A 21,014-nucleotide genomic window follows, 5' to 3' on the forward strand; every position below is an offset into this window, starting at 1 on the left:
GGCCGCCTTGAATTTTCTGCTTAAGTTCCTGGCTCCCCAGGCGGCCACCGTGAAGCGACGGGTACGCCCGGCCCTGCCCCCCCCCCGCCTTATGGCGGTCGATGGCGTGCCCGTGCCGGTGGAGGTGCGGGTATCGGCACGGGCGCGGCGTCTATCCATGCGGGTGGACGCCGCCCGCAACATCGTGCGTATTTCCACACCCCCCCGGGTGATGGACAAGGATCTGCACCTGTTCGTAGGCCGGCACCGTGATTGGCTGCAACAGCGCCTGTCGGCTGTGCCTGACAAGGTGGTTTTTGTGCCCGGTGCTATCGTGCCCATCCTGGGTGTCGACCATGTTATCCGTCATCTCCCCACGGGTCGTCGCACGCCACAGCCCGTGACCTTGCCCGACGGCACGCACGAGCTGCGCGTGGGGGGGGAGGTTGAATTCGTGCCTCGCCGGGTGGCCGATTTCCTGAAGGCGGAGGCTCGCCGCCTTCTGGTCGCGCGGTCCCAGGACAAGGCCGCCCGCCTGGGCGCCCGTATCGCCGGTATCACGGTGCGCGACACCCGGTCGCGCTGGGGCAGTTGCTCACCTGACGGGCGGCTATCCTATTGCTGGCGGCTGGTCATGGCCCCCGATCCGGTCTTTGACTATGTGGTGGCGCATGAGGTGGCGCATCTGCGCGAGATGAACCATTCCGCGCGTTTCTGGGCGATCTGCGCCAGCCTGACGGACGGTGTGGCCGAACATCGCGACTGGTTGCGCGCCAATGGCGCCCGGCTGCACCGCTATGGCGCCTAAGGCGGTCGCCAGCATTCTGATCGGGCTGGCCGCATTGCTGGCCCTGTCGCTGCTGCTGGGTCTGCCGGCCGTGCCGGGCGACATGCTGGGGCCAGACCATCGGGGACCGGTGCTGGAACTGTCAGCACTGCTGGCCATCGCGCTGCTGCTGCCCCGTCGGCCAGGCAAGAAAGCGATCTGGGTCCTGGCCGTGCTGTGCTGGCTGATCCTGCTGTTACGTCTTGCCGATCTGGTCACGGTCATGACGGCAGGACGTCCGTTCGAACCAGCCTTTGATCCCGCCCTGGCACCCGCCCTGTGGGATGTGGTGATGCGTGGTTCTGGCGCCGTGCCGATGGTAGCCGCCATAGGTGCCGCGCTGGTCCTGTTATTGTTCATCTGCCGCTGGCTGTTGGACGTGATGCTGCGCACGCCCCCCCTGCCACGCGGGCCGTTCTTGAGCATCCTTGCCGTGCTGACACTGGTCACCATGCAGCCGCTGGACCGCGGTCCGATTGGCGCCGTGTGGGATCAGGGCCGACGCTGGCAGGAGGGTGAAGCACTGGCGGCACAGATGGTCACCACATTGGCTGAGGACCCCGTCGCCCGTCCCACAAAGGATCACCTTTTTGCGGCCCTGCGCGGCCGGCCCATCATTCTGGCCTGGGTGGAGTCCTATGGCCAGTCGGCGCTCACCGACCCACGCCAAGCGGACATCGTGGGAAACCGCCTGGATCAGTTGCAGCGTATGCTGACACAAGCAGGTTTCCATATCCGATCCGGGCTGGTGGAAAGCCCAGTAATCGGTGGGCGTTCCTGGCTGGCCCATGGCACGCTGCGCGCTGGCATCCGTCAGGATCAGCCGCTGGCGCAGCGCATGGTGCTGGCCTCCGGCCAGTGCGGCATGGTCTGCGCCCTGAACCGGGCTGGCTGGCGGACATGGGCCGCCATGCCGGGCCTGAGCCTGCCATGGTTGGAGGGACCAGCCTGGGGCTTTGACAAGGTCATGAACCGCGCCAGCTTCACCTATGCCGGCCCCAGCTATGGGTGGTCCCCCATCCCCGATCAGGCACTGTTGGCCAGCCTTTCACCTGACTGGTCAGGGCCACGTCCCCTTTATCTTGAGATTGTGCTGACCAGCAGCCACGCACCCTGGACGCCCCTGCCGCCCTGGAGGCCCTATAGCCAGGGGCTGATTGACGGGTCGGCCTATGCCGATGCAGACAGCGACGCGGATTATACCGACATGGGCGCCGCCTATGGCCGATCGCTGGACTACAGCCTGCGCGCGCTGGGCGATTGGGTCATGCAGGAGGTGCCGGACGACGCGCTGATCGTGGTCCTGGGCGATCATCCCGCGCTGGATTGGATCTCCAGCGGCCAGGAAAACCGTGTGCCGGTCCATATTCTGTCACGTGACCCATCCCTACTGGACCGTCTGAACGGGTTGGACCTGCAGCACGGCATGCGGCCCGGTATCGGTGCCAAATCGATGCCGATGTGGGAAATTTTCCCGACATTGCTGGCCCGTTTCGGCCCCTTGCCCCCGCAAACACCGTCAACCCGTGACGAGATGCCGAACAAGGCGGGGGAGGCCGTGCCGTGATCGACAAGCTGGAACTGTTTCTGGCTCTCGCCCGCGCCCGCCATTTTGGCCGTGCAGCGGCGGAGGCCGGGGTGTCACAGCCCACGCTCTCTGCTGGTGTAAAACAGCTTGAGGAAATGCTGGGCGTGCCCCTGGTGATACGCGGATCGCGGTTCCAGGGCTTCACCGCAGAGGGGGAGCGGCTGCTGGAATGGTCGCGCCGGCTGGTGGGTGACTGGCGGTCCATGCGTCAGGATATCGAGGCGCTGCGCAAAAGTGCTTGCGGCCATTTCCGGTTGGCCGCCGTGCCCACCGCACTGGCCATGGTGCCAAAACTGACCATCGCCGTAATCGACAAACATCCCGGCGTGGATTTCCTGATTCTGGCATCCACATCGCAGCAGATCATCGATCAGGTCGAAAACCTGGCGATTGATGCCGGCCTGACCTATCTGGACAATGAACCTGTCGGCAACTTCATTCAGATACCACTTTATCGGGAGCGGTATCACCTGATTACCGGTCCGGCCAGCGAGTTTTCCGGTCGCTACGAGGTGCATTGGTCAGAATTGCAGGATGTGCCCCTGTGCCTGCTGTCGCCGGATATGCAGAACCGCCGCATCATCGACCGCGCCCTGCATCAGGTGGGGGTAACGGCAGAGGTAGCAGTGGAAAGCAATTCCATGACGGCGCTGGCTGCCCATGTCCGCACAGGGCGCTGGACCAGCATCATGCCGACGGTGCTGATGGAGGCCTTGGGCCTGCCGGCGGAACTGGAGGCCATCCCACTGGTCGATCCCGTGATCGAACATACGATCGGGCTGGTGATGATGAACCGCGACCCGCAATCCCCCATGGCCGCCGCCATGATCGCGGCGGCCCGGAAATTGTCGCTGATGCAGGGGATGTGAGGGTTAGCTCACAATTTCCTTCAGCGCGGTCAGCAGCTTGTCCGTTTCCGCATCGGTGCCGATGCTGATACGCAGGAAATCGCTGATCCGGGGCTTGTTGAAATTCCGGACCAGGATGGCCTTGGCCCGCAATGCGGCCGCCAGTTCCCCGCCCGGACGCCCCGGAAGGCGGGCAAAGACAAAATTGGCGGCGGACGGCAGCACTTCAAAGCCCAGCGCGTGCAACGCCCCTGTCAGACGTTCGCGCGTGGCGATGATCATGTCACGGTGCGTTTCGAACCATTCCCGATCCTGCCAGGCGGCCAGCGCGCCGGCCTGGGCCAGCCGGTCCAGTGGGTAGGAATTGAAACTGTCCTTCACCCGTTCCAGCGCGTCGATCAGGTGCCGCTGCCCCACGGCAAAGCCGACGCGCAGACCGGCCAGCCCGCGCGATTTGGACAAGGTATGGACGACCAGCAGGTTGGGATACTTCTTGACCAGCGGGATGGCCGTCTCGGCCCCGAAATCCACATAGGCCTCGTCGATCACCACCACCTGATCGGGGTGTTCGGCGACCAAAGCCTCGATCCAATCCAGCGGCTTGGCAATGCCGGTGGGTGCGTTGGGGTTGGCGATGATGATGGCACCGCACGGCTGGCGGTAATCCTCCAGCCTCACCTCGAACCCATCATCCAGCGGCACCAGCACCGACGTGATGCCATACAGCCGGCAATAGGTCGGATAGAAACTGTAGGTGATATCCGGGTAGAGCAGCGGCAAGTCGTGGTTCAGCAGCCCCTGGAACACGTGGGCCAGCACCTCGTCCGACCCATTGCCGACGAAAACCTCGCCCGCATCCAGCCCATAGGTTTCGGCCACCGCGCGGCGCAGATGGATGCCCGTCGGTTCGGGATAAAGGCGCAGCGCGTCGCCATTGGCAGCATGGATGGCGGCGATGGCGTGGGGCGACGGGCCATAGGGGCTTTCGTTGGTGTTCAGCTTCACCAGCCCGGAAATCTGGGGCTGTTCCCCCGCCACATAGGGGCTGAGGGTGTGGACGATGGGACTCCAGAAACGGCTCATTCCAGTAACCTGGTTCTCATTTCGGATAAGGTTCACGAAACGAAGGATATGGACTTCCAACGCCCGCCGCCCATGGCGAAATGCCAGCCCTACCATGCATTCTGTCCAGGCTTGATCAGGATGTGCAATCGCTCAACAAAACAATCCCATTGATTCCGGCAGGGAAAGGGGAAACCCTGGCTTATTATTCGCGCCGTGGAGTGCCCGATGACCCCACCCCTGCCCTGGGATGCACGCCAAGCCGCTGAGATCATTGGTCGGCATCTACATCTGGAGGGTCCAGCCCTTCCGATCCTGCATGCGCTGCAGGCGGCGTTCGGTCATATCCCCGACGATGCCGTGCCGATGCTGGCCGATGCGCTGAACCTGTCGCGCGCCGAAATCCATGGTGTCGTCACCTTCTATCATGATTTCCGCCATGAACCGGCGGGCCGCCATACCATCAAGGTCTGCCGGGCAGAAGCGTGCCAGTCGCTGGGGTCAGAAGCGGCGGCAACAGCGTTGCTGGAGCGGCTGGGCATCGGTTGGGGGGAGACCACGGCGGACACAAGGGTGACGGTGGAGGCTGTCTATTGCCTGGGTCTGTGCGCCTGCGCGCCCGCCGCCCTGATTGATGGGGATCCTGTAGGCCGGCTGGACGGGGCGAAGCTGGCGGCGGCAGTGGAAGAGGTACGCTGGTCATGACCCGGATTTTCATCCCCCAGGATGCGGCCGCGCTCGCTGTGGGCGCCGAAAAGGTGGCAAAGGCCATCGCGGCACAGGCCGGCGACACCGTCACCATCATCCGCACCGGCTCACGCGGGCTGTTCTGGCTGGAACCGCTGGTGGAGGTGGAAACCCCTGGCGGTCGCATCGCCTATGGCCCTGTCACGCCGGCCGATGTGCCGGGCCTGTTCGCGGCCGGGTTCCTGACGGGGGCGGCGCATCCGCTGTGTCGGGGGCCGACGGCGCAAATCCCCTGGCTGGCCCGGCAGAACCGTCTGACTTTTGCCCGCTGCGGCATCATCGATCCGCTGTCAGTGGAGGATTACCGCGCCCATGGCGGGTTCAAGGGCCTTGCCCGCGCCTTGTCAATCGGGCCGTCCGACACCATTGAGGAGGTGGTGAAATCCGGCCTGCGCGGTCGCGGCGGCGCCGGCTTCCCCACCGGCATCAAGTGGCGCACGGTCGCGGCTGCCGCCGCCGACCGCCGCTATATCGTCTGCAACGCGGACGAGGGCGACAGCGGCACCTTTGCCGACCGTATGATGATGGAGGGCGATCCGCTGGCCCTGATCGAGGGCATGGTGATCGCCGGTTTCGCGGTCGGCGCGTCCAAGGGCTATGTGTATGCGCGGTCGGAATATCCCCACGCCAATCGCACCTTTGCCCGCGTCCTGGATGTCGCGCGGACGGCCGGGCTGCTGGGCGCCGACATTCTGGGCAGTGGTTTCGGCTTCGATATCGAACTGCGCATCGGCGCCGGTGCTTATGTCTGCGGGGAAGAAACAGCCCTGCTGGAAAGCCTGGAAGGCAAGCGCGGCGTGGTCAGGGCCAAGCCGCCATTGCCCGCCATCAAGGGCCTGTTCGGTCGGCCGACGGTCGTGAACAACCTGCTGTCGCTGGCGACCGTGCCCACCATCCTGGCCAATGGCGCCCAGGCCTATGCCGATTACGGCATGGGAAGGTCGCGCGGCACGATGCCCCTCCAGATCGCTGGCAATGTGAAGTTCGGTGGCCTGTTCGAGGATGCTTTTGGCCTCAGCCTGGGCGAAATCGTGAATGAGATCGGGGGCGGCACCCTGACGGGCCGGCCGGTGAAGGCGGTGCAGTGCGGCGGACCGCTGGGTGCCTATTTCCCGCCCTCGCTGTTCGACACGCAATATGATTATGAAGCCTTCACGGCGCGTGGCGGATTGATCGGCCATGGCGGCATCGTGGTGTTCGACGACAGCGTCGACCTGTCGGCCCAGGCGCGTTTTGCCATGGAATTCTGCGCCATCGAATCTTGCGGCAAATGCACCCCCTGCCGCATCGGCTCCACCCGTGGGGCGGAGGTCATCGACCGTATCCGCGCCGGGATCGAGGTGGAGGCCAACATCGCCCTGGTCGAAGACCTCTGCCAGACTATGAAATTCGGCTCTCTTTGCGCACTCGGCGGCTTCACCCCCTACCCGGTGCTGAGCGCCCTTCACCATTTCCCCGAGGATTTCCGGCGCGGGCACCTGCCCGTGGCGGCGGAATAGGGGGCGGGGATGCTTGGAGATTGTGCCATTTTGGCCTATGTTGATCCTATCGCCAGTGTGCGAAAGGAAACATCATGCCTCAACTTGATCGTATCACGCAGGACCCGTCCGTCATGGGGGGCAAGCCCTGCGTCCGTGGCCTGCGCGTCACGGTGGGCATGTTGGTCGCCCAGGTCGGTGCTGGACGTGGCATTGAGCAACTGTTGGCAGACTATCCCTATCTGGAACGCGAGGACATCCTGCAAGCCCTGCGATACGCCGCTTGGCGCGCGGAGGAGCGTGAGATCATCCTGGCATCGGCATGAGACTGCTGATCGATATGAACCTGTCGCCGCGTTGGGCAGATGCCCTGGCGACGGCAGGGATATCCGCAGTTCACTGGATGAATGTCGGTCCGGTGAATGCACCCGACTGGCAGATCATGGAGTAGGCGGTAGCAAACGGTCTGATCGTACTGACCCACGATCTGGATTTCAGTGCCATCCTGGCCGCCACGAAGGGCGCGCGCCCCAGCGTCGTACAATTGCGCAGCGACGACATCAGCCCGGAAACGATGGTGACCACACTGGTCACAGCCCTGTCGCAGATGGCGGACGATTTAGCCGCTGGTGCCTTGCTGACCATCGACCCGAAGCGGTCGCGGCTGCGGTTGCTGCACCTGGCCTGAGCCATCCCAATCATTCCACGTCGGGCGTCCCCCACAGCCATCCGGCCTCCCCCCTGCATCAGGAGCGGGCACCATGACCCTCATCCATGAAACCGATTTCGGCACGCCGGCGTCAAAGTCGGAAAAGCTGGTGACGCTTACCATCGACGGGCAGTCGATCAGCGTGCCAGAGGGTACCTCCATCATGCGGGCGGCGATGGAGATGGGGACGAAGATCCCCAAGCTCTGCGCCACCGACATGGTCGACGCCTTCGGGTCCTGCCGCCTGTGCCTGGTGGAGATTGAGGGGCGGCCCGGCACACCCGCCTCCTGCACCACGCCGGTATCCCCCGGCCTGAATGTAAAGACGCAGACGCCGCGCCTGAAGCAGCTACGCAAGGGGGTGATGGAGCTGTACATCTCCGACCATCCGCTGGACTGCCTGACCTGTGCGGCCAACGGGGATTGCGAATTGCAGGACATGGCGGGGGCCGTGGGCCTGCGCGAGGTGCGCTATGGCATGGACGGGGCCAACCATTTCAAACCCGACAGCCCGCTGGCGATGCCGAAGGATGAGAGCAACCCCTATTTCACCTACGATCCCGCCAAATGCATCGTCTGTTCCCGCTGTGTGCGGGCGTGCGAGGAGGTGCAGGGGACGTTTGCGCTGACCATTGAGGGCCGGGGCTTTGACAGCCGGGTGTCGCCCGGCCAGCATGAGGCGTTTCTGGACAGCGACTGCGTATCCTGTGGGGCCTGCGTCCAGGCCTGCCCCACCGCCACCTTGCAGGAAAAGTCGGTCATCGAGATCGGGCAGCCCGAACATTCCGTTGTCACCACCTGCGCCTATTGCGGCGTGGGCTGCGCCTTCAAGGCGGAGATGCGCGGGGATGAGCTGGTGCGCATGGTCCCCTATAAGGATGGCAAGGCCAACCGGGGCCATTCCTGTGTGAAGGGGCGTTTCGCCTGGGGCTATGCCACGCACAAGGAACGTATCCTGTCGCCGATGATCCGCGACAGCATCGACCAGCCCTGGCGGGAGGTCGGCTGGCAAGAGGCCATTGGTTTCGCCGCCAACCGGCTGAAAGCCATCCAGGCCAGATATGGCAGGGACAGCATCGGGGGCATCACCTCATCGCGCTGCACCAATGAAGAAACCTTCCTGGTGCAGAAACTGATCCGCGCCGGCTTTGGCACCAACAATGTCGATACCTGCGCGCGTGTCTGCCACTCCCCCACCGGCTATGGTCTGAAGACCACCTTCGGCACCTCTGCCGGCACCCAGGATTTCGACAGCGTCGAGCATACCGACGTGGTGGTCGTCATCGGCGCCAACCCGACCGACGGGCACCCGGTCTTTGCCTCCCGCCTGAAAAAGCGGCTGCGCCAGGGGGCCAAGCTGATCGTCATTGATCCGCGCCGCATCGATCTGGTGAAATCGCCCCATATCAAGGCCGAGGTGCATTTACCCCTGCTGCCCGGCACCAATGTCGCCATCGTCACGGCACTGGCCCATGTCATCGTGACCGAGGGGCTGGTGGATGAAGTGTTTGTGCGCGAGCGCTGCGACTGGGCGGAGTTCCAGGAATGGGCGGCGTTTTTGTCCGAACCGCGCAACAGCCCGGACATCGTGGGGCCGATGGCCGGCGTGGAACCCGACGCCATCCGCCATGCCGCCCGCCTGTTCGCCACCGGCGGCAATGGCGCCATCTATTACGGGCTGGGCGTGACCGAACATTCCCAGGGCACGACGACCGTGATGGCCATCGCCAATCTGGCCATGGCGACCGGCAATATCGGCCGGCCCGGTGTGGGCGTGAACCCGTTGCGCGGACAGAACAATGTCCAGGGCGCCTGCGACATGGGTTCTTTCCCGCATGAGTTTTCCGGCTATCGCCACGTCTCCGACGATGCCACACGGCAGATGTTTGAGGAATTGTGGGGCGTGCCCCTGTCGGGCGACCCCGGCCTGCGCATTCCCAACATGCTGGACGCCGCCGTCGATGGCAGTTTCAAGGGCCTGTATGTGCAGGGCGAGGATATTCTGCAATCCGACCCCAACACCCACCATGTCGCCGCCGGCCTGGCCGCCATGGAATGCGTCATCGTGCAAGACCTGTTCTTGAACGAGACGGCGAATTACGCCCATGTCTTCTTGCCCGGCTGCACCTTTCTGGAAAAGGACGGCACCTTCACCAATGCCGAACGCCGCATCCAGCGCGTGCGCCGCGTCATGGCGCCCAAGAATGGCTATGCCGACTGGGAAGTGACGCTGCTGCTGGCCCGCGCCATGGGCTTTGAGATGGATTACGCCCATCCCAGCCAGATCATGGACGAAATCGCCAAGGTCACGCCCAGCTTCAAAGGTGTGTCCTATCAGCGGCTGGAGGAGATGGGCTCCATCCAGTGGCCCTGCAACGACAAGGCCCCCCTGGGCACGCCCGTGATGCATATTGACGGGTTCGTGCGCGGCAAGGGCAAGTTTGTGATTACCGAATATATCCCGACGGAGGAACGCACCGGTGCGCGCTTCCCTCTGTTGCTGACCACGGGCCGTATCCTGTCGCAGTATAATGTCGGCGCCCAGACCCGCCGCACCGCCAATGTGGTCTGGCATGAGGAGGACCGGCTGGAGATCCACCCGCACGACGCGGAAAACCGGGGTATCTGCGACGGTGACTGGATAAAGCTGCAAAGCCGGTCGGGAGAGACTGCCCTGCGCGCCCTGATCACCGACCGGGTGGCACCCGGCGTGGTCTACACCACCTTCCACCACCCCGACACACAGGCCAACGTCATCACCACCGACTATTCCGACTGGGCCACCAACTGCCCGGAATATAAGGTGACCGCCGTCCAGGTCAGTCCTTCCAACGGCCCCACCCCGTGGCAGCAGGAGTATGAGGCCCAGGCCCAGCGCTCCCGCCGGATTGAGGGCCATGCGGTTGAGGCCGCCGAATGAGCCAGCCTGCAAAACCCCTCCATCGGCTGGCATGGCGCGACGGCGTGATGCGGGACGGAACCCGCGTTGTGGCCGACGAAGTGCCCGTCGCCATCGTCCATGACGGCACCACCTACGCCGTGATGATGGCCAGCCCCGCCGATCTGGCGGATTTCGCCATCGGGTTCAGCCTGACCGAAGGCATTATTGAAACGCCGAAGGAGGTCGACGATCTGGAACTGGTCGAAACCGACCTGGGCTGGGTGGTGCGTCTCTGGTTGTCTGAGCGACCCCGTTCGGCACTGACCACCCGCCGCCGCCATCTGACCGGTCCCGCCGGTTGCGGCCTGTGCGGGGTGGAAAGCCTGTCAGAGGCGGTGAAACCCGCCAAGCCTGTGGGTCCTGGCCGACCGCTGGCACCCTTGGCCCTGGCCCAGGGTTTTGACGCGCTGGCGGCACGGCAACCGCTGGGCGACCTGACCCGCGCCGCCCACGCCGCCGCCTTTCTGGCCCCCGATGGCAGCGTGATGGTGCGCGAAGATGTCGGCCGCCACAATGCACTGGATAAGCTGATCGGCGCCCTGGCCCGCGCAGAGATCGATGCCACCCAGGGCGCCATCCTGATGACCAGCCGTGTGTCGGTGGAACTGGTGCAGAAGGCGGCGATGGCCGGCGCCCCGATCCTGGCCGCGATCTCCGCCCCCTCCACCCTGGCTGTGAAGCTGGCGGACGATGCCGGCATCACCCTGGTGGCCGTCGCCCGCGCCGATGGGTTCGAGGTTTTCAGTCATCCGCACCGTATCCAACCTGAGCAGGAGCACGCCCGTGTCGCCTGACAAGCTGGTCATGATGGCCAACCAGATCGGTGCCTTCTTCGCCAGCCAGGGGCCGGGCGGCGCCAAGGGTGCCGCCGACCATATCAGAAGTTTTTGGGACCCGCGCATGCAGGCACGGATTCTCGACCATCTCGATAAAGGGGGCGAGGGTTTAACCCCCCTTGTTGTCCAGGCCCTCTCCATGCTGCGGTCCAAACCATAAATGGCGAGAACGAGCCGATCGGCCTATTGGCCGCACTTTTGGCCAAAGATGTCACACATCTTGACCCCATGCCTGCCGACTGGGACCATTTGGCAACTTGACCAACCGTGGTGACACCGTATGTCATAATGGTCGCGCCTTGATTTCCGGCGCCGAAGCCCCCAAGGGAGTATCAAGAAATGAAGTCCCTGCTTGCCGCTGTTGCCCTTACTGGTGTCACCCTGATGTCTGCCGGCACCGCCATGGCGCAGGATGCCGCCAAGGGTGAAGCCGTGTTCAAAAAGTGCATGGCCTGTCATCGTGTCGGCCCCGACGCCAAGAACCTGGTTGGTCCCATCCTGAATGGTGTCGTCGGGCGTACCGCCGGCAAGGTGGAGGGCTATAAATATTCCCAGATCAACCATAATGCCGGTGAGGCCGGTCTGGTCTGGACGGAAGCGAACATTGTGGAATATCTGGCCGATCCGCAGGGCTACCTGAAGAAGTTCCTGACCGAAAAGGGCAAGGCCGATCTGGCCGTTGGCGCCACCAAGATGGCCTTCAAGCTGCCGAACGAGCAGGAACGCAAGGATGTGGTTGCGTTCCTGAAGACCAAGTAAAGACGGGTCTGACACGGCCTCGCCCCATAGTTTCCGGCCGGGCCGAACGACCCGCTTTGGTCGGCTCTGGCTGATACGTGTTGATCGTGAACAGCGTTTTACGCCGCTGGACGGGGGCCGCAGCTACTTGGTTGCGGCCCTTTTCCGTGGGAGCGCAATCGGCCCTTGTCGCCAGTGCCCAACGACCTACCTCGGTACTTATGCAGTCGTCCAACTCCATTCCAGCGCCCGCCCGTCTCCTCGGTCTATCCGGGTTGTTGCCGCAATTGCTGTGTCTGGGGACGGCCTTGCTGGACCCAGTGCCACCGGACACATCCGGTTTCGCTGCACTGGGCCTGGTTTATGCGGCCCTGATCCTGTCCTTTCTGGGGGGACTTTGGTGGATGGCAGCGCTGTTGCAAGGCCTGTCACAAACTTGGCCTTATCTGGTGGCCGTTGTTCCCAGCCTGTTGGGCTGGATTGCCCTCTGGCCGCTGGCCATCGGCTTTGATGGCATCGGGACCAGCCTTGTGCTTGTCGGTCTTCTGCTGCTGGCCACGCCGCTGGTGGACCGGCACCTCGCCAAGCGGATCACCCTGCCTGAAGGTTGGATCCGGCTTCGGGTTATCATGGCCACAGGCTTGGGGACACTGACCCTTTCGCTTGGCCTCATATGAGGCACACAATGGATGGCATGGCAACCCGGCGCATAGCGGTCACTGTTTGGTATGACGGAGCCTGCCCTCTTTGCCGCCGGGAGATCAGCCTGATGCAGCGGCTAGATCGACGCCAAGCGATTTTGTTTATTGATGCGTCCGACCCCGGCGCACATTGCCCGGTGGACCGGGCGGAAATTCTGTCGCGTTTCCATGCGCGCGAAGGAGCGCGGCTATTGTCCGGCGCTGCGGCCTTTGCCGCCATGTGGCGGGCCATCCCAATCCTAAGGCCACTGGGCGTGGTGGCAGGCTGGTCGCCGGTCACACCCATTCTCGAAGCGGGATACCGGGCGTTCCTCCGGCTGCGTCCACGTCTGCAAAGGCTTTTTCCATGAATGACCGTTCCCGTCCGGTACCGCAGGCACGTTTTGCCCGTCTCGCAGCCTTTGGTCAGATCGCCGGGGGTGTGGCGACGGGTATGGTCGGCGAAGGCCTGCGACGGCTGGCAAAGGGTGAACGGCCGCAACTGTCAGAACTGATTCTGACGCCCGGCAATGCCCGCAAGGTGACAGAACAATTGTCACGCCTGCGGGGAGCCGCCATGAAACTCGGGCAGATGCTTTCCATGGATGCCGGTGACGTGCTGCCGCCGGAATTGACCAGCATTCTGGCCCAACTCCGTGACAACGCCCATATCATGCCGCCGCCGCAGCTTGATCGTGTGCTGGTGGAGGCGTGGGGCAGCAATTGGCGGCGGCGGTTTCTGCGGTTCGATCCGACACCCATCGCTGCCGCTTCCATCGGGCAGGTCCACCGGGCGACGCTGCCGGGCGGACGGGAACTGGCGATCAAGGTGCAGTATCCCGGCGTTGCCGCCAGCATTGATGCCGATATTGATAATGTCGCCACCCTGCTGCGCCTGTCCGGCCTGTTGCCCGCCACGCTGAACATCGCGCCTTTGCTCGCAGAGGCCAAAAAGCAACTGCACGAAGAAGCGGATTACCAGAGAGAGGCCGCGGAAATGCGGCATTTCAAGACGCTGCTGGGCCAGGACGACCGGTTCCTGGTTCCCGAACCGGTCGATGATTTGCTGCGACCGACAGTGCTGCCCATGGATTTCCTGTCCGGTCGGCCCATTGATAAACTGGCTGATGCCACACAGAGCGAACGCGACAGGGCCGTGACAGCGTTGCTGGATCTTGTCCTGCGGGAACTGTTTGTGTTCGGCCATATGCAGACCGATCCGAACTTTGCCAATTATCGCTGGCAACCAGAGACGGGCCGCATCCTCTTGCTGGATTTCGGGGCCGCCCGTGCCGTGGCACCAGTCACCGCAGAGGCCTACCGTCTGCTGCTTCAGGCCGGACTGGCTGGCAGTGCTGATGATATCCGCAACGCCCTTTTGCGCATCGGTTTTGTCTCCCCGACACAATTGGATCGCCATGGCTTGGCCATCGAGGAAATGATCGGGATTCTGCTGCGCCATCTGGAACGCAGCCGCGACAGCCTGTTCGACTTTGCCGATCGCAGCTTTGTCGCTGGCTTGCGGGAGCGCGGGGCGCCGATTCTGGCCGACCGGTCCACCTGGACGCTGCCACCGGCCGACACCCTGTTTATCCAGCGCAAGATCAGCGGCACAGTCCTGCTGAGTGTACGATTGCGCGCGAAACTGCCCCTGATTGAAATGCTGACACCCTTTGCCAAAGCGTGACCGGTCTGGTCAGAACCCGCGAACCGGTCCGCATGGTCAACCTCACAGCTTGCCTAGAGCCGCATGTAGCACGAACGAATGACCGTCTCATGGACAGCGCGGGCCATCAGTGCGGCCACCGCCACGAAGGCCGCCTCCCAGTTAACCTGATGCGGTCGGGCCGTTGATGTCGGCGGCAGACCGTCCCACAGCCCGTTCCCGCAAGTCCAGGCGAAAGCGCCGTAGATCATCAATGCGCTGGTAAGGCAGAACGGTTTGCAGGTTTTCCGCCGGCTCCCCGCCCAGCAGCGCCAGCATGTGGCGGGCCAGCACCTCGCCATCGCGACGCTGCGGCTGGTAATAATAGGTGACACCCTGTTCAAACGGCATGCGGAAGGGCATGCCGCCGAACCCGATAATGCGCAGCCCGTCGCGCCCCGGCTCTATCCCCTGCTCCAACGCCGCCTCCATCGCCCCGGACATGGATAGCTGGTTGGCGCAGACAATGGCTGTGACGCTGGTGTCACGGGTCAACAGGTCGCGCACCGCGTCCTGGCTGGCCCAGACCGACAGCGGGGAAGTCACCAGCATTGACCGGTCCCAGGGCAGGCCCAGATCAGCCAAGGCGCGCTGATAGCCCCGCAGCCGGAACCCCGCATAGGTCATGCCACCTGCAGGATTAAACAGCGCGATGCGTTTATGCCCGTCGGCTGCCAGCCGCATCACAGCGTCATAAACCCCACCCTCGTCATCATGGTCGACAAAGGCATGGGGGCTGTGCAGTTCGGTGCGCCCGAAGCTGACGAAAGGGAATTTGAATTCCAGGCAGAACCGCGCCCGCTCATCCATGGGGGTGGTGCGGGAAAAGATGACGCCATCGGCCAACCGCTGCTGTAACACCCGCCGTACGGTTTCCAGGGGTGACTGGTTGGCCGTCTGGGCCAGGACAATCAGGTTGTAACTGTCAGTCTCCAGCGTACGCGACACGCCCTCCACCTGCGCCAGAAAGCCGGCATCACCATAATCGGCCACTTCCGGGGCATAAAAGATCGAACAGATCTTCATGGTCCGCCCGGTGCGCAGATAGACACCACCGGCATCGGGAAGATACCCCAGGCTGGCGGCGGCCTCTTTCACCCGCGCCACCGTATCGGGCTTCACCTCCGGCCCGTCCTTCAAGGCCCGCGACACGGTCGTGATCGAGAGGCCCAGATATTCGGCCAGGGTTTTCAGATTGATGCGCGGGCGGGCGGGCATGGCGGGCGGTCAGGTCACCTGTGAAGACGGCTGAGAGTAGGATCAATCACCCGTCATGGGCACTGCATTCTCATGCATCACGCGGCGCATGAAATCAAAGGATGCCTTGGGGGTACGCTTCAGGGACTGATAATCGACATGCACCAGACCGAAGCGCTTGTTGTACCCGTGCGCCCATTCAAAATTATCCAGCAGCGACCAGGGCATATAGCCCCTGATGTCCGCCCCTTCCGTCATCGCCCGGTGCATGCCGGCCAGATAGTCGCGGTAATAGGCGATGCGGTCCTGATCATCAATCCGCCCATCGGGGCCGGGAATATCCAGGAACGCAGCACCGTTTTCCGTAACATAGACGGGCGGGTTGCCATAATCGCGGCGCAAGCCGTCGAGCGCCTGATAGAAGGCGTGCCCGTCAATGCCCCAATTCATCTCCGTCCGGCGCAGATATTTCGGCGGCTCCACAATCTTGAACGGCCAGGCTGTGCCCTCTGCCGGTGACAGATATGTCGGGAAATAATGGTTCACACCCTGGTAATCCACGGGCCGACTAATCTCAGCCATGTCGCCCGGCTGGATATGCGGGGCGAACCGGTCCAGGACACTGTCGGGATAGCGGCCCAGATGGACGGGGCCTAAGAACACCCCGTTCCACTTATCCTCAAACAGTCCCACCAGATGTGCGTCACGCTCGGCAAATTGCGGCAGGGGGCGGCCGGTATGGACCGGCAGGACGAAACCGACCGGGACGCCGGGCGCCAGATCGCGCACCACTCCCACGGCCCGTCCATGGGCGAGGTTCAGGTGATGGGCCACGCGCACGGCGGCGCGTGGGTCAGTCAATCCGGGCGCATGCCGCCCTTCCTCATTCCCGACCCAGGCACAGACAGATGGTTCGTTGAAGGTGACCCAGGTCCGCGCCCGGTCACCCAGCCGGCGCACCATCAGTGCCGTGTAATCGGCAAACCAGCCGGCACTGTCGCGGTTGACCCAGCCACCCCGGTCCTGCAAGGCCTGCGGCAAGTCCCAATGATAAAGGCAGGGCCAGGGCTCCAGCCCGCGTTCCAGCATGCCATCGACCAGCCGGTCATAGAAATCCAGACCCTTGGGATTGGTCACCCCCGTCCCGTCCGGCAGCACCCGCCCCCACATGATGGAGAAGCGGTATTGTTGCGCGCCCAGAGTCCGGATCAGGTCCAGATCTTCCTCCCAGCGATGATAATGGTCACAGGCGACAGTACCGGTATCGCCATTGGCCACCCGGCCGGGGCTGGCGCAATAGGTGTCCCAGATGCTGGGCCCGCGCCCGTCATCGGGCGCCCCGCCTTCGATCTGATAGCTGGAGGTGGAGACACCCCACCTGAACCCGTCCGGAAACCGCATCATTGCCAACATTCGCCATTGGAAAGAGAGAGACAAAAATCGTAACGTTTCGAAAAATCACGGTCCAGTGATAAACAGAGAATAATCCAAATTTTCTGGGTTTGACATTAGCCGCTTCGTGACCATACTCGGCATAAATCGAAACGTTTTGGATTGTGCAGTGCAATGAGGGGCAGGCTCAATAGATCCGGCACCGCCGCAAAGGCCATGGCCATCGCCTGCCTCGCCTTTATGGGCACCGCATCAGCGGCGCAGGAGCTGGAGGTGATGCATTGGCTGACCTCGGGCGGGGAATCGGCCTCGCTGTCGGTGGTGCGTCAGGCATATCGGGATCAGGGTGGGGTCTGGCGCGACGCGCCGGTGCCCGGTGGGTCGGCGGCGCGCGCCGCCGCCGTCAACCGCATCCTGGGCGGCAAGCCGCCGCCGGTCTTTCTGTTCTCGCTGGGGGCACAACTGACGGAACTGTCCAGCCATGGGCTGGTGATCGGCGCCCCTGGTGCCGGCGACGAATGGGACCGTGTCCTGCCGCCGCTGCTGGCCCGCTCGGCCCGGTACCAGGGCCAGTACATGGCCGCACCCCTGAACATCCATGGCGAGAACTGGATGTTCTACAATAGGGCCCTGCTGAACCAAGCCGGGCTGGCAGTGCCGCGCACCTGGGATGCCTTCATCGCGGCGGCGGCCAAGTTGAAGACCATGGGCAAGACCCCGATTGCGCTGGGCGGACAGCCCTGGCAGGAGCGGCTGCTGTTCAACGCGGTCTTATTGGGCGTCGGCGGGCGGGATTTCTACCGCCGTGTTTATGAGGCGCTGGATGAGGCCGCGCTGTCCTCCCCTACCATGCTGGCGGTGTTCCGCACCTTCGCCGGCCTGCGCCCCTTTGTCGATGAGGGCAGCCCTGGACGGCGCTGGAACCAGGCGACGGCCATGTTGATGCGTGGCGATGCGGCGTTTCAGTTCATGGGCGATTGGGCCAAGGGCGATATCAAGGCGGCGGGGATGGAACCGGGGGTACAGATCGGCTGCGCCCTGGCCCCCGCTCCCGACCCGGCTTACATCATGGTGGTGGACGCCTTCGCCTTCACCCGACCGCGCGATCGGGCGACGGCAGAGGCGCAGAAGCGCTTCGTGTCGGTCATGATGGACCCTGCGGTTCAGGCCGGGCTGAACCGGGCCAAGGGGTCGATCCCCGTGCGTACCGACGTGCCCGATGATGGCTTTGATATCTGCGCGAAACAGGCAATGGCCCTGGTCCGCGACCCGGCAACCAACCTGGCCTCCACGGGCATGGGGCTGTCAGGGGGCATGGCGGGGGCGGTTGACGATGCCATTTCGCATTTCTGGAACGATCCGCGCCTGACGCCCGAACAGGGTCAGGAATTGCTGCGCAAATCCATCCTGGCCTTCCGCTGAACCGGATGGCCGACAACAACAAGGGAGGCAGGCAGGGATGAAACCATCGCACCGGGCACCCACGCTCGCCCTGCTGCCAGCGGGGTTGATCACCTTCGTCTGCTTCTATTTGTTCATCGCCTGGACCTTCGCCATCTCCCTGACCAGCTCGCAATTGCTGCCCAGTTGGGATTTCGTCGGGCTGCTTCAGTATGAACGGTTGTTCGCGTCGGCCCGCTGGTGGACGGCGATGGGCAATATGGCACTCTATGGCATCCTGTTCATCACCGGTTGCCTGGCGGTCGGCTATCTGCTGGCCATCCTGATCGACCGGGGCGTGCGGGCGGAGGGGGTGTACCGCACCATTTTCATGCTGCCGCTCTCCATGTCCTTCGTGGTTACGGGCATTATCTGGCAATGGATGCTGAACCCCGGCCTTGGCATACAGCAGGCGGTGCGCGGTCTGGGGTGGGAGGAGTTCGCCTTTAACTGGCTGGTTCGCGCCGACCGCTCCATCTACACGGTGGTGCTGGCAGGCATCTGGCAGCAATCGGGCCTGTGCATGGCCCTGTTCCTGGCGGGATTGCGCGGGGTGGACCCCAATATCTGGAAGGCGGCAAAGGTCGATGGCATCCCCATCTGGCGGGTCTATGCGTCCATTATCACGCCGATGCTTCGGCCTGTCTTCTTCACCGCCGCCATCCTGCTCTTCTCCCTGGTCGTGAAATCCTTCGATCTGGTTGTGGCGCTGACGGGCGGCGGCCCCGGTTTCTCGTCCGACCTGCCAGCCCGGTTCGTGATGGAGCATATTCTGAACCGGCAGGAACTGGGGCTGGGGGCGGCGGGTGCCTGCATGATGCTGGCCACCATCGCGGCGGTCGTCGGCCCCTATCTCTATGCCGAAATCCGGCAGAAGAAGGGGGGCTGATCCATGCGCCGCTTGCCCCTTTACCTGATGCTGTCCATCGCGGCCCTGATGGTGCTGTTTCCGCTGCTGGTCATGCTGTCGACCTCATTGAAGCCGCTGGACGAGATCAATCATGGCAGCCTGTTTGCCCTGCCGCAGGACCCGACCTTGGCCGCCTGGACCAAGGCCTGGGGTGGGGCCTGCATTTCCGGCACCTGCCGGGGCCTGTCGGTCTGGTTTGCCAATTCCTTTGCCATCGTGCTGCCGGCCCTGTTCTGCTCTCTGGCCCTGGGCGCACTGACTGGTTACGCACTCAGCCTGCGCACGGCCAGATGGGTGGATATGCTGTTCGCAGCCTTGCTGATCGGCCTGTTCATCCCGCCGCAGGTGACGCTGTATCCCATGATTGTGCTGGTGCGCGAAATGGGCCTGTTTGGCACGCTCGGCGGGCTGGTCTTTGCCCATACAGTCTGGGGTCTGGCCTTCGTCACGCTGCTGTTCCGCAATTTCTTCCTGTCGGTGCCGCGCGACCTGCTGAAGGCGGCGCGCATTGACGGGGCGGGGTTCCTGGCCACCTTCTGGCATGTGATGCTGCCCTTGTCGCTGCCGGTCTGTGCCGTCGCCCTGGTGCTGCAATTCACCTATATCTGGAACGATTTCATCCTGGGCCTGACCTTTGCGGGGCCAGGGCAGCAGCCGGTGACGGTGGCGCTGAACGTGCTGGCCGGATCACAGTTCGGGCAGCAGGAATACAATGTCAACATGGCGGCGACCATGATCGCCGCCTTGCCCACCATCCTGGTCTATCTCCTGTCCGGACGCCTGTTCGTGCGCGGGATCGCGGCCGGGGCTGTGAAGGGATAAGCGGATGCAGCGCGTACATTTACAAGGCATCGCCAAAAGCTTTGGGGCCACCAAGGTCCTGGAACAGATCGACCTGACTATCGAACCGGGGGAGTTCCTGGTGCTGCTGGGCCCGTCGGGCTGTGGCAAGTCCACGCTGCTGAACATCGTGGCGGGGCTGGAGCAACCGACGGGCGGGCGCATCCATTTCGGCGACCGCGACGTGACGGACCTGGAACCCGACCAGCGCGACATCGCCATGGTGTTCCAATCCTACGCGCTCTACCCCACCATGTCCGTGCGCCGGAACATGGGTTTCGCGCTGAAGATGCAGGGCCTGTCAACGGCAGAGATCGCGGCGAAGGTGGCGGACGTGGCCAAGCTGCTGCAGATCGAACATCTGCTGGACCGCAAGCCCGCGCAACTGTCGGGCGGGCAGCAGCAGCGGGTGGCCATCGGCCGCGCCCTGGTGCGCGAACCGCAGGTGTTCTTGCTGGACGAACCCCTGTCGAACCTGGATGCCAAGCTGCGGGCCGACATGCGGGTGGAGCTTAAGCGCCTGCATGAACGCGGGCGCCGCACCACACTCTATGTCACCCATGATCAGGTGGAGGCCATGACCTTTGCCAGCCGCATCGTGGTGATGGACAAGGGCCGCGTGCAGCAATGCGACCGACCAGAGGTGGTGTACGCGAAGCCCGCCAATCGCTTCGTGGCCGGCTTCGTGGGTGCGCCCACCATGAACTTCCTGGAAGGTGAACTGGCCCTGCTTAGTGACGGCCCCGCCCTGCGTCTGAAGGAAAATCTGCTGCCCCTGCCGGGCCTGTGGGCCAGTCGGGGGTTACAGGTGGGACAGAAGGTCGTACTGGGCCTGCGGCCAGAGCATATTGGATTGGCAGCGGCGGACGATGTCGGCACCTGTCCGGGTCATGTTGTGATGACGGAGCCGACCGGCCCTGACCTTTATGTACGCATCCGCCTCGCTGGTCAGGAAGTGACATCCCGGATGTCTCCAGGACAGGCTCCCTCGCCGGGCCAGAAAGTAGCCCTGGAACTGGATGGAAAGGCGGCTAGCCTGTTCGATGTCGCCGACGGTCAACGCCTGAATTGACTGGCAGGTGGGATCGGGGCATCAGC

General features: G+C 63.7%; 20 protein-coding genes and 1 pseudogene. 18 read left to right on the plus strand and 3 right to left on the minus strand.

Translation table 11 applies throughout. The annotated features are described in order from the left end of the window. Nucleotides 1-7: 7 nt before the first annotated feature. From CHU95_RS12335 to CHU95_RS12345, 3 genes are read left to right on the plus strand one after another with little or no spacing between them, the layout of a single operon-like run. Entirely contained in the window at nucleotides 8-787 is a 780-nt protein-coding gene (locus tag CHU95_RS12335) for a M48 family metallopeptidase (protein ID WP_245838189.1), read from the plus strand. After that, entirely contained in the window at nucleotides 777-2,372 is a 1,596-nt protein-coding gene (locus CHU95_RS12340) for an alkaline phosphatase family protein (protein ID WP_133065516.1), read from the plus strand. Before CHU95_RS12335 ends, CHU95_RS12340 begins: the two co-directional genes overlap by 11 nt. Beyond that, nucleotides 2,369-3,262 (plus strand): LysR family transcriptional regulator, encoded by an 894-nt coding sequence (locus CHU95_RS12345; RefSeq protein WP_094456644.1) that lies wholly within the window; start codon nucleotides 2,369-2,371, stop codon nucleotides 3,260-3,262. The genes CHU95_RS12340 and CHU95_RS12345 overlap by 4 nt, the downstream gene beginning before the upstream one ends. A gap of 3 nt (nucleotides 3,263-3,265) precedes the next feature. On the opposite strand, the gene hisC is transcribed toward CHU95_RS12345, so the two are convergent. Further along, nucleotides 3,266-4,324 (minus strand): histidinol-phosphate transaminase, encoded by a 1,059-nt coding sequence (gene hisC / locus CHU95_RS12350; RefSeq protein ID WP_094456645.1) that lies wholly within the window; start codon nucleotides 4,322-4,324, stop codon nucleotides 3,266-3,268. Nucleotides 4,325-4,531: 207 nt separating this feature from the next. Between hisC and CHU95_RS12355 the strand changes: the two genes are divergently transcribed. The 11 genes and pseudogenes from CHU95_RS12355 to CHU95_RS12405 all read left to right on the plus strand — a co-directional run bounded on the left by CHU95_RS12355 (nucleotide 4,532) and on the right by CHU95_RS12405 (nucleotide 14,119). Beyond that, nucleotides 4,532-5,008, plus strand: a complete 477-nt coding sequence (locus tag CHU95_RS12355; RefSeq protein WP_094456646.1) for a formate dehydrogenase subunit gamma — start codon at nucleotides 4,532-4,534, stop codon at nucleotides 5,006-5,008. Continuing rightward, a complete protein-coding gene (locus tag CHU95_RS12360; protein WP_094456647.1) occupies nucleotides 5,005-6,549 on the plus strand; it encodes a formate dehydrogenase beta subunit in 1,545 nt (514 codons plus the stop codon). Before CHU95_RS12355 ends, CHU95_RS12360 begins: the two co-directional genes overlap by 4 nt. 74 nt (nucleotides 6,550-6,623) lie before the next feature. Continuing rightward, the gene (locus CHU95_RS12365) at nucleotides 6,624-6,854 is read left to right on the plus strand and encodes a DUF433 domain-containing protein (protein ID WP_094456648.1); all 231 of its coding nucleotides are present in this window, start codon (nucleotides 6,624-6,626) and stop codon (nucleotides 6,852-6,854) included. A gap of 14 nt (nucleotides 6,855-6,868) precedes the next feature. Continuing rightward, nucleotides 6,869-7,216, plus strand: a pseudogene (locus tag CHU95_RS23135) (DUF5615 family PIN-like protein). Between the two features lie 73 nt (nucleotides 7,217-7,289). Continuing rightward, the gene (fdhF, locus tag CHU95_RS12375; RefSeq protein ID WP_094456649.1) at nucleotides 7,290-10,157 is read left to right on the plus strand and encodes a formate dehydrogenase subunit alpha; all 2,868 of its coding nucleotides are present in this window, start codon (nucleotides 7,290-7,292) and stop codon (nucleotides 10,155-10,157) included. Then, nucleotides 10,154-10,972 (plus strand): formate dehydrogenase accessory sulfurtransferase FdhD, encoded by an 819-nt coding sequence (gene fdhD / locus CHU95_RS12380; protein WP_094456650.1) that lies wholly within the window; start codon nucleotides 10,154-10,156, stop codon nucleotides 10,970-10,972. The genes fdhF and fdhD overlap by 4 nt, the downstream gene beginning before the upstream one ends. Further along, a complete protein-coding gene (locus CHU95_RS12385; protein WP_094456651.1) occupies nucleotides 10,962-11,174 on the plus strand; it encodes a formate dehydrogenase subunit delta in 213 nt (70 codons plus the stop codon). The genes fdhD and CHU95_RS12385 overlap by 11 nt, the downstream gene beginning before the upstream one ends. A gap of 179 nt (nucleotides 11,175-11,353) precedes the next feature. After that, nucleotides 11,354-11,773 carry a c-type cytochrome gene (locus CHU95_RS12390; protein WP_094456652.1) on the plus strand — a complete coding sequence of 140 codons (420 nt, stop codon included), beginning with the start codon at nucleotides 11,354-11,356 and terminating at the stop codon, nucleotides 11,771-11,773. Between the two features lie 200 nt (nucleotides 11,774-11,973). Next, nucleotides 11,974-12,429 (plus strand): DUF3429 domain-containing protein, encoded by a 456-nt coding sequence (locus tag CHU95_RS12395; protein ID WP_094456653.1) that lies wholly within the window; start codon nucleotides 11,974-11,976, stop codon nucleotides 12,427-12,429. 92 nt (nucleotides 12,430-12,521) lie between these two features. Further along, the gene (locus CHU95_RS12400) at nucleotides 12,522-12,803 is read left to right on the plus strand and encodes a DCC1-like thiol-disulfide oxidoreductase family protein (protein WP_245838190.1); all 282 of its coding nucleotides are present in this window, start codon (nucleotides 12,522-12,524) and stop codon (nucleotides 12,801-12,803) included. Then, entirely contained in the window at nucleotides 12,800-14,119 is a 1,320-nt protein-coding gene (locus CHU95_RS12405) for an ABC1 kinase family protein (RefSeq protein WP_094456654.1), read from the plus strand. Before CHU95_RS12400 ends, CHU95_RS12405 begins: the two co-directional genes overlap by 4 nt. Nucleotides 14,120-14,260: 141 nt before the next feature. Here CHU95_RS12405 and CHU95_RS12410 read toward each other — a convergent pair whose 3' ends face one another. Both CHU95_RS12410 and CHU95_RS12415 read right to left on the minus strand, forming a co-directional pair. Next, nucleotides 14,261-15,355 (minus strand): LacI family DNA-binding transcriptional regulator, encoded by a 1,095-nt coding sequence (locus CHU95_RS12410; RefSeq protein WP_094456655.1) that lies wholly within the window; start codon nucleotides 15,353-15,355, stop codon nucleotides 14,261-14,263. Between the two features lie 42 nt (nucleotides 15,356-15,397). Next, nucleotides 15,398-16,738: a GH1 family beta-glucosidase gene (locus CHU95_RS12415; RefSeq protein ID WP_245838191.1), complete on the minus strand. Its 1,341-nt coding sequence runs from the start codon at nucleotides 16,736-16,738 to the stop codon at nucleotides 15,398-15,400. Nucleotides 16,739-16,942: 204 nt separating this feature from the next. On the opposite strand from CHU95_RS12415, the gene CHU95_RS12420 reads away from it, so the two are divergent. The 4 genes from CHU95_RS12420 to CHU95_RS12435 are packed head-to-tail and all read left to right on the plus strand — an operon-like array spanning nucleotide 16,943 to nucleotide 20,988. Further along, nucleotides 16,943-18,148, plus strand: coding sequence for an ABC transporter substrate-binding protein (locus CHU95_RS12420; RefSeq protein ID WP_165772141.1), 1,206 nt, complete (start codon nucleotides 16,943-16,945; stop codon nucleotides 18,146-18,148). Nucleotides 18,149-18,185: 37 nt separating this feature from the next. Next, nucleotides 18,186-19,055 carry a carbohydrate ABC transporter permease gene (locus CHU95_RS12425; RefSeq protein WP_094456657.1) on the plus strand — a complete coding sequence of 290 codons (870 nt, stop codon included), beginning with the start codon at nucleotides 18,186-18,188 and terminating at the stop codon, nucleotides 19,053-19,055. 3 nt (nucleotides 19,056-19,058) lie between these two features. Beyond that, nucleotides 19,059-19,898, plus strand: coding sequence for a carbohydrate ABC transporter permease (locus tag CHU95_RS12430; RefSeq protein WP_094456658.1), 840 nt, complete (start codon nucleotides 19,059-19,061; stop codon nucleotides 19,896-19,898). Nucleotides 19,899-19,902: 4 nt separating this feature from the next. Then, nucleotides 19,903-20,988 (plus strand): ABC transporter ATP-binding protein, encoded by a 1,086-nt coding sequence (locus CHU95_RS12435; RefSeq protein WP_094456659.1) that lies wholly within the window; start codon nucleotides 19,903-19,905, stop codon nucleotides 20,986-20,988. The last annotated feature ends 26 nt before the right edge of the window (nucleotides 20,989-21,014 follow it).

Origin of the sequence: Niveispirillum lacus (genome assembly GCF_002251795.1) — a bacterium.
GTDB classification, from domain to species: Bacteria; Pseudomonadota; Alphaproteobacteria; order Azospirillales; family Azospirillaceae; genus Niveispirillum; species Niveispirillum lacus.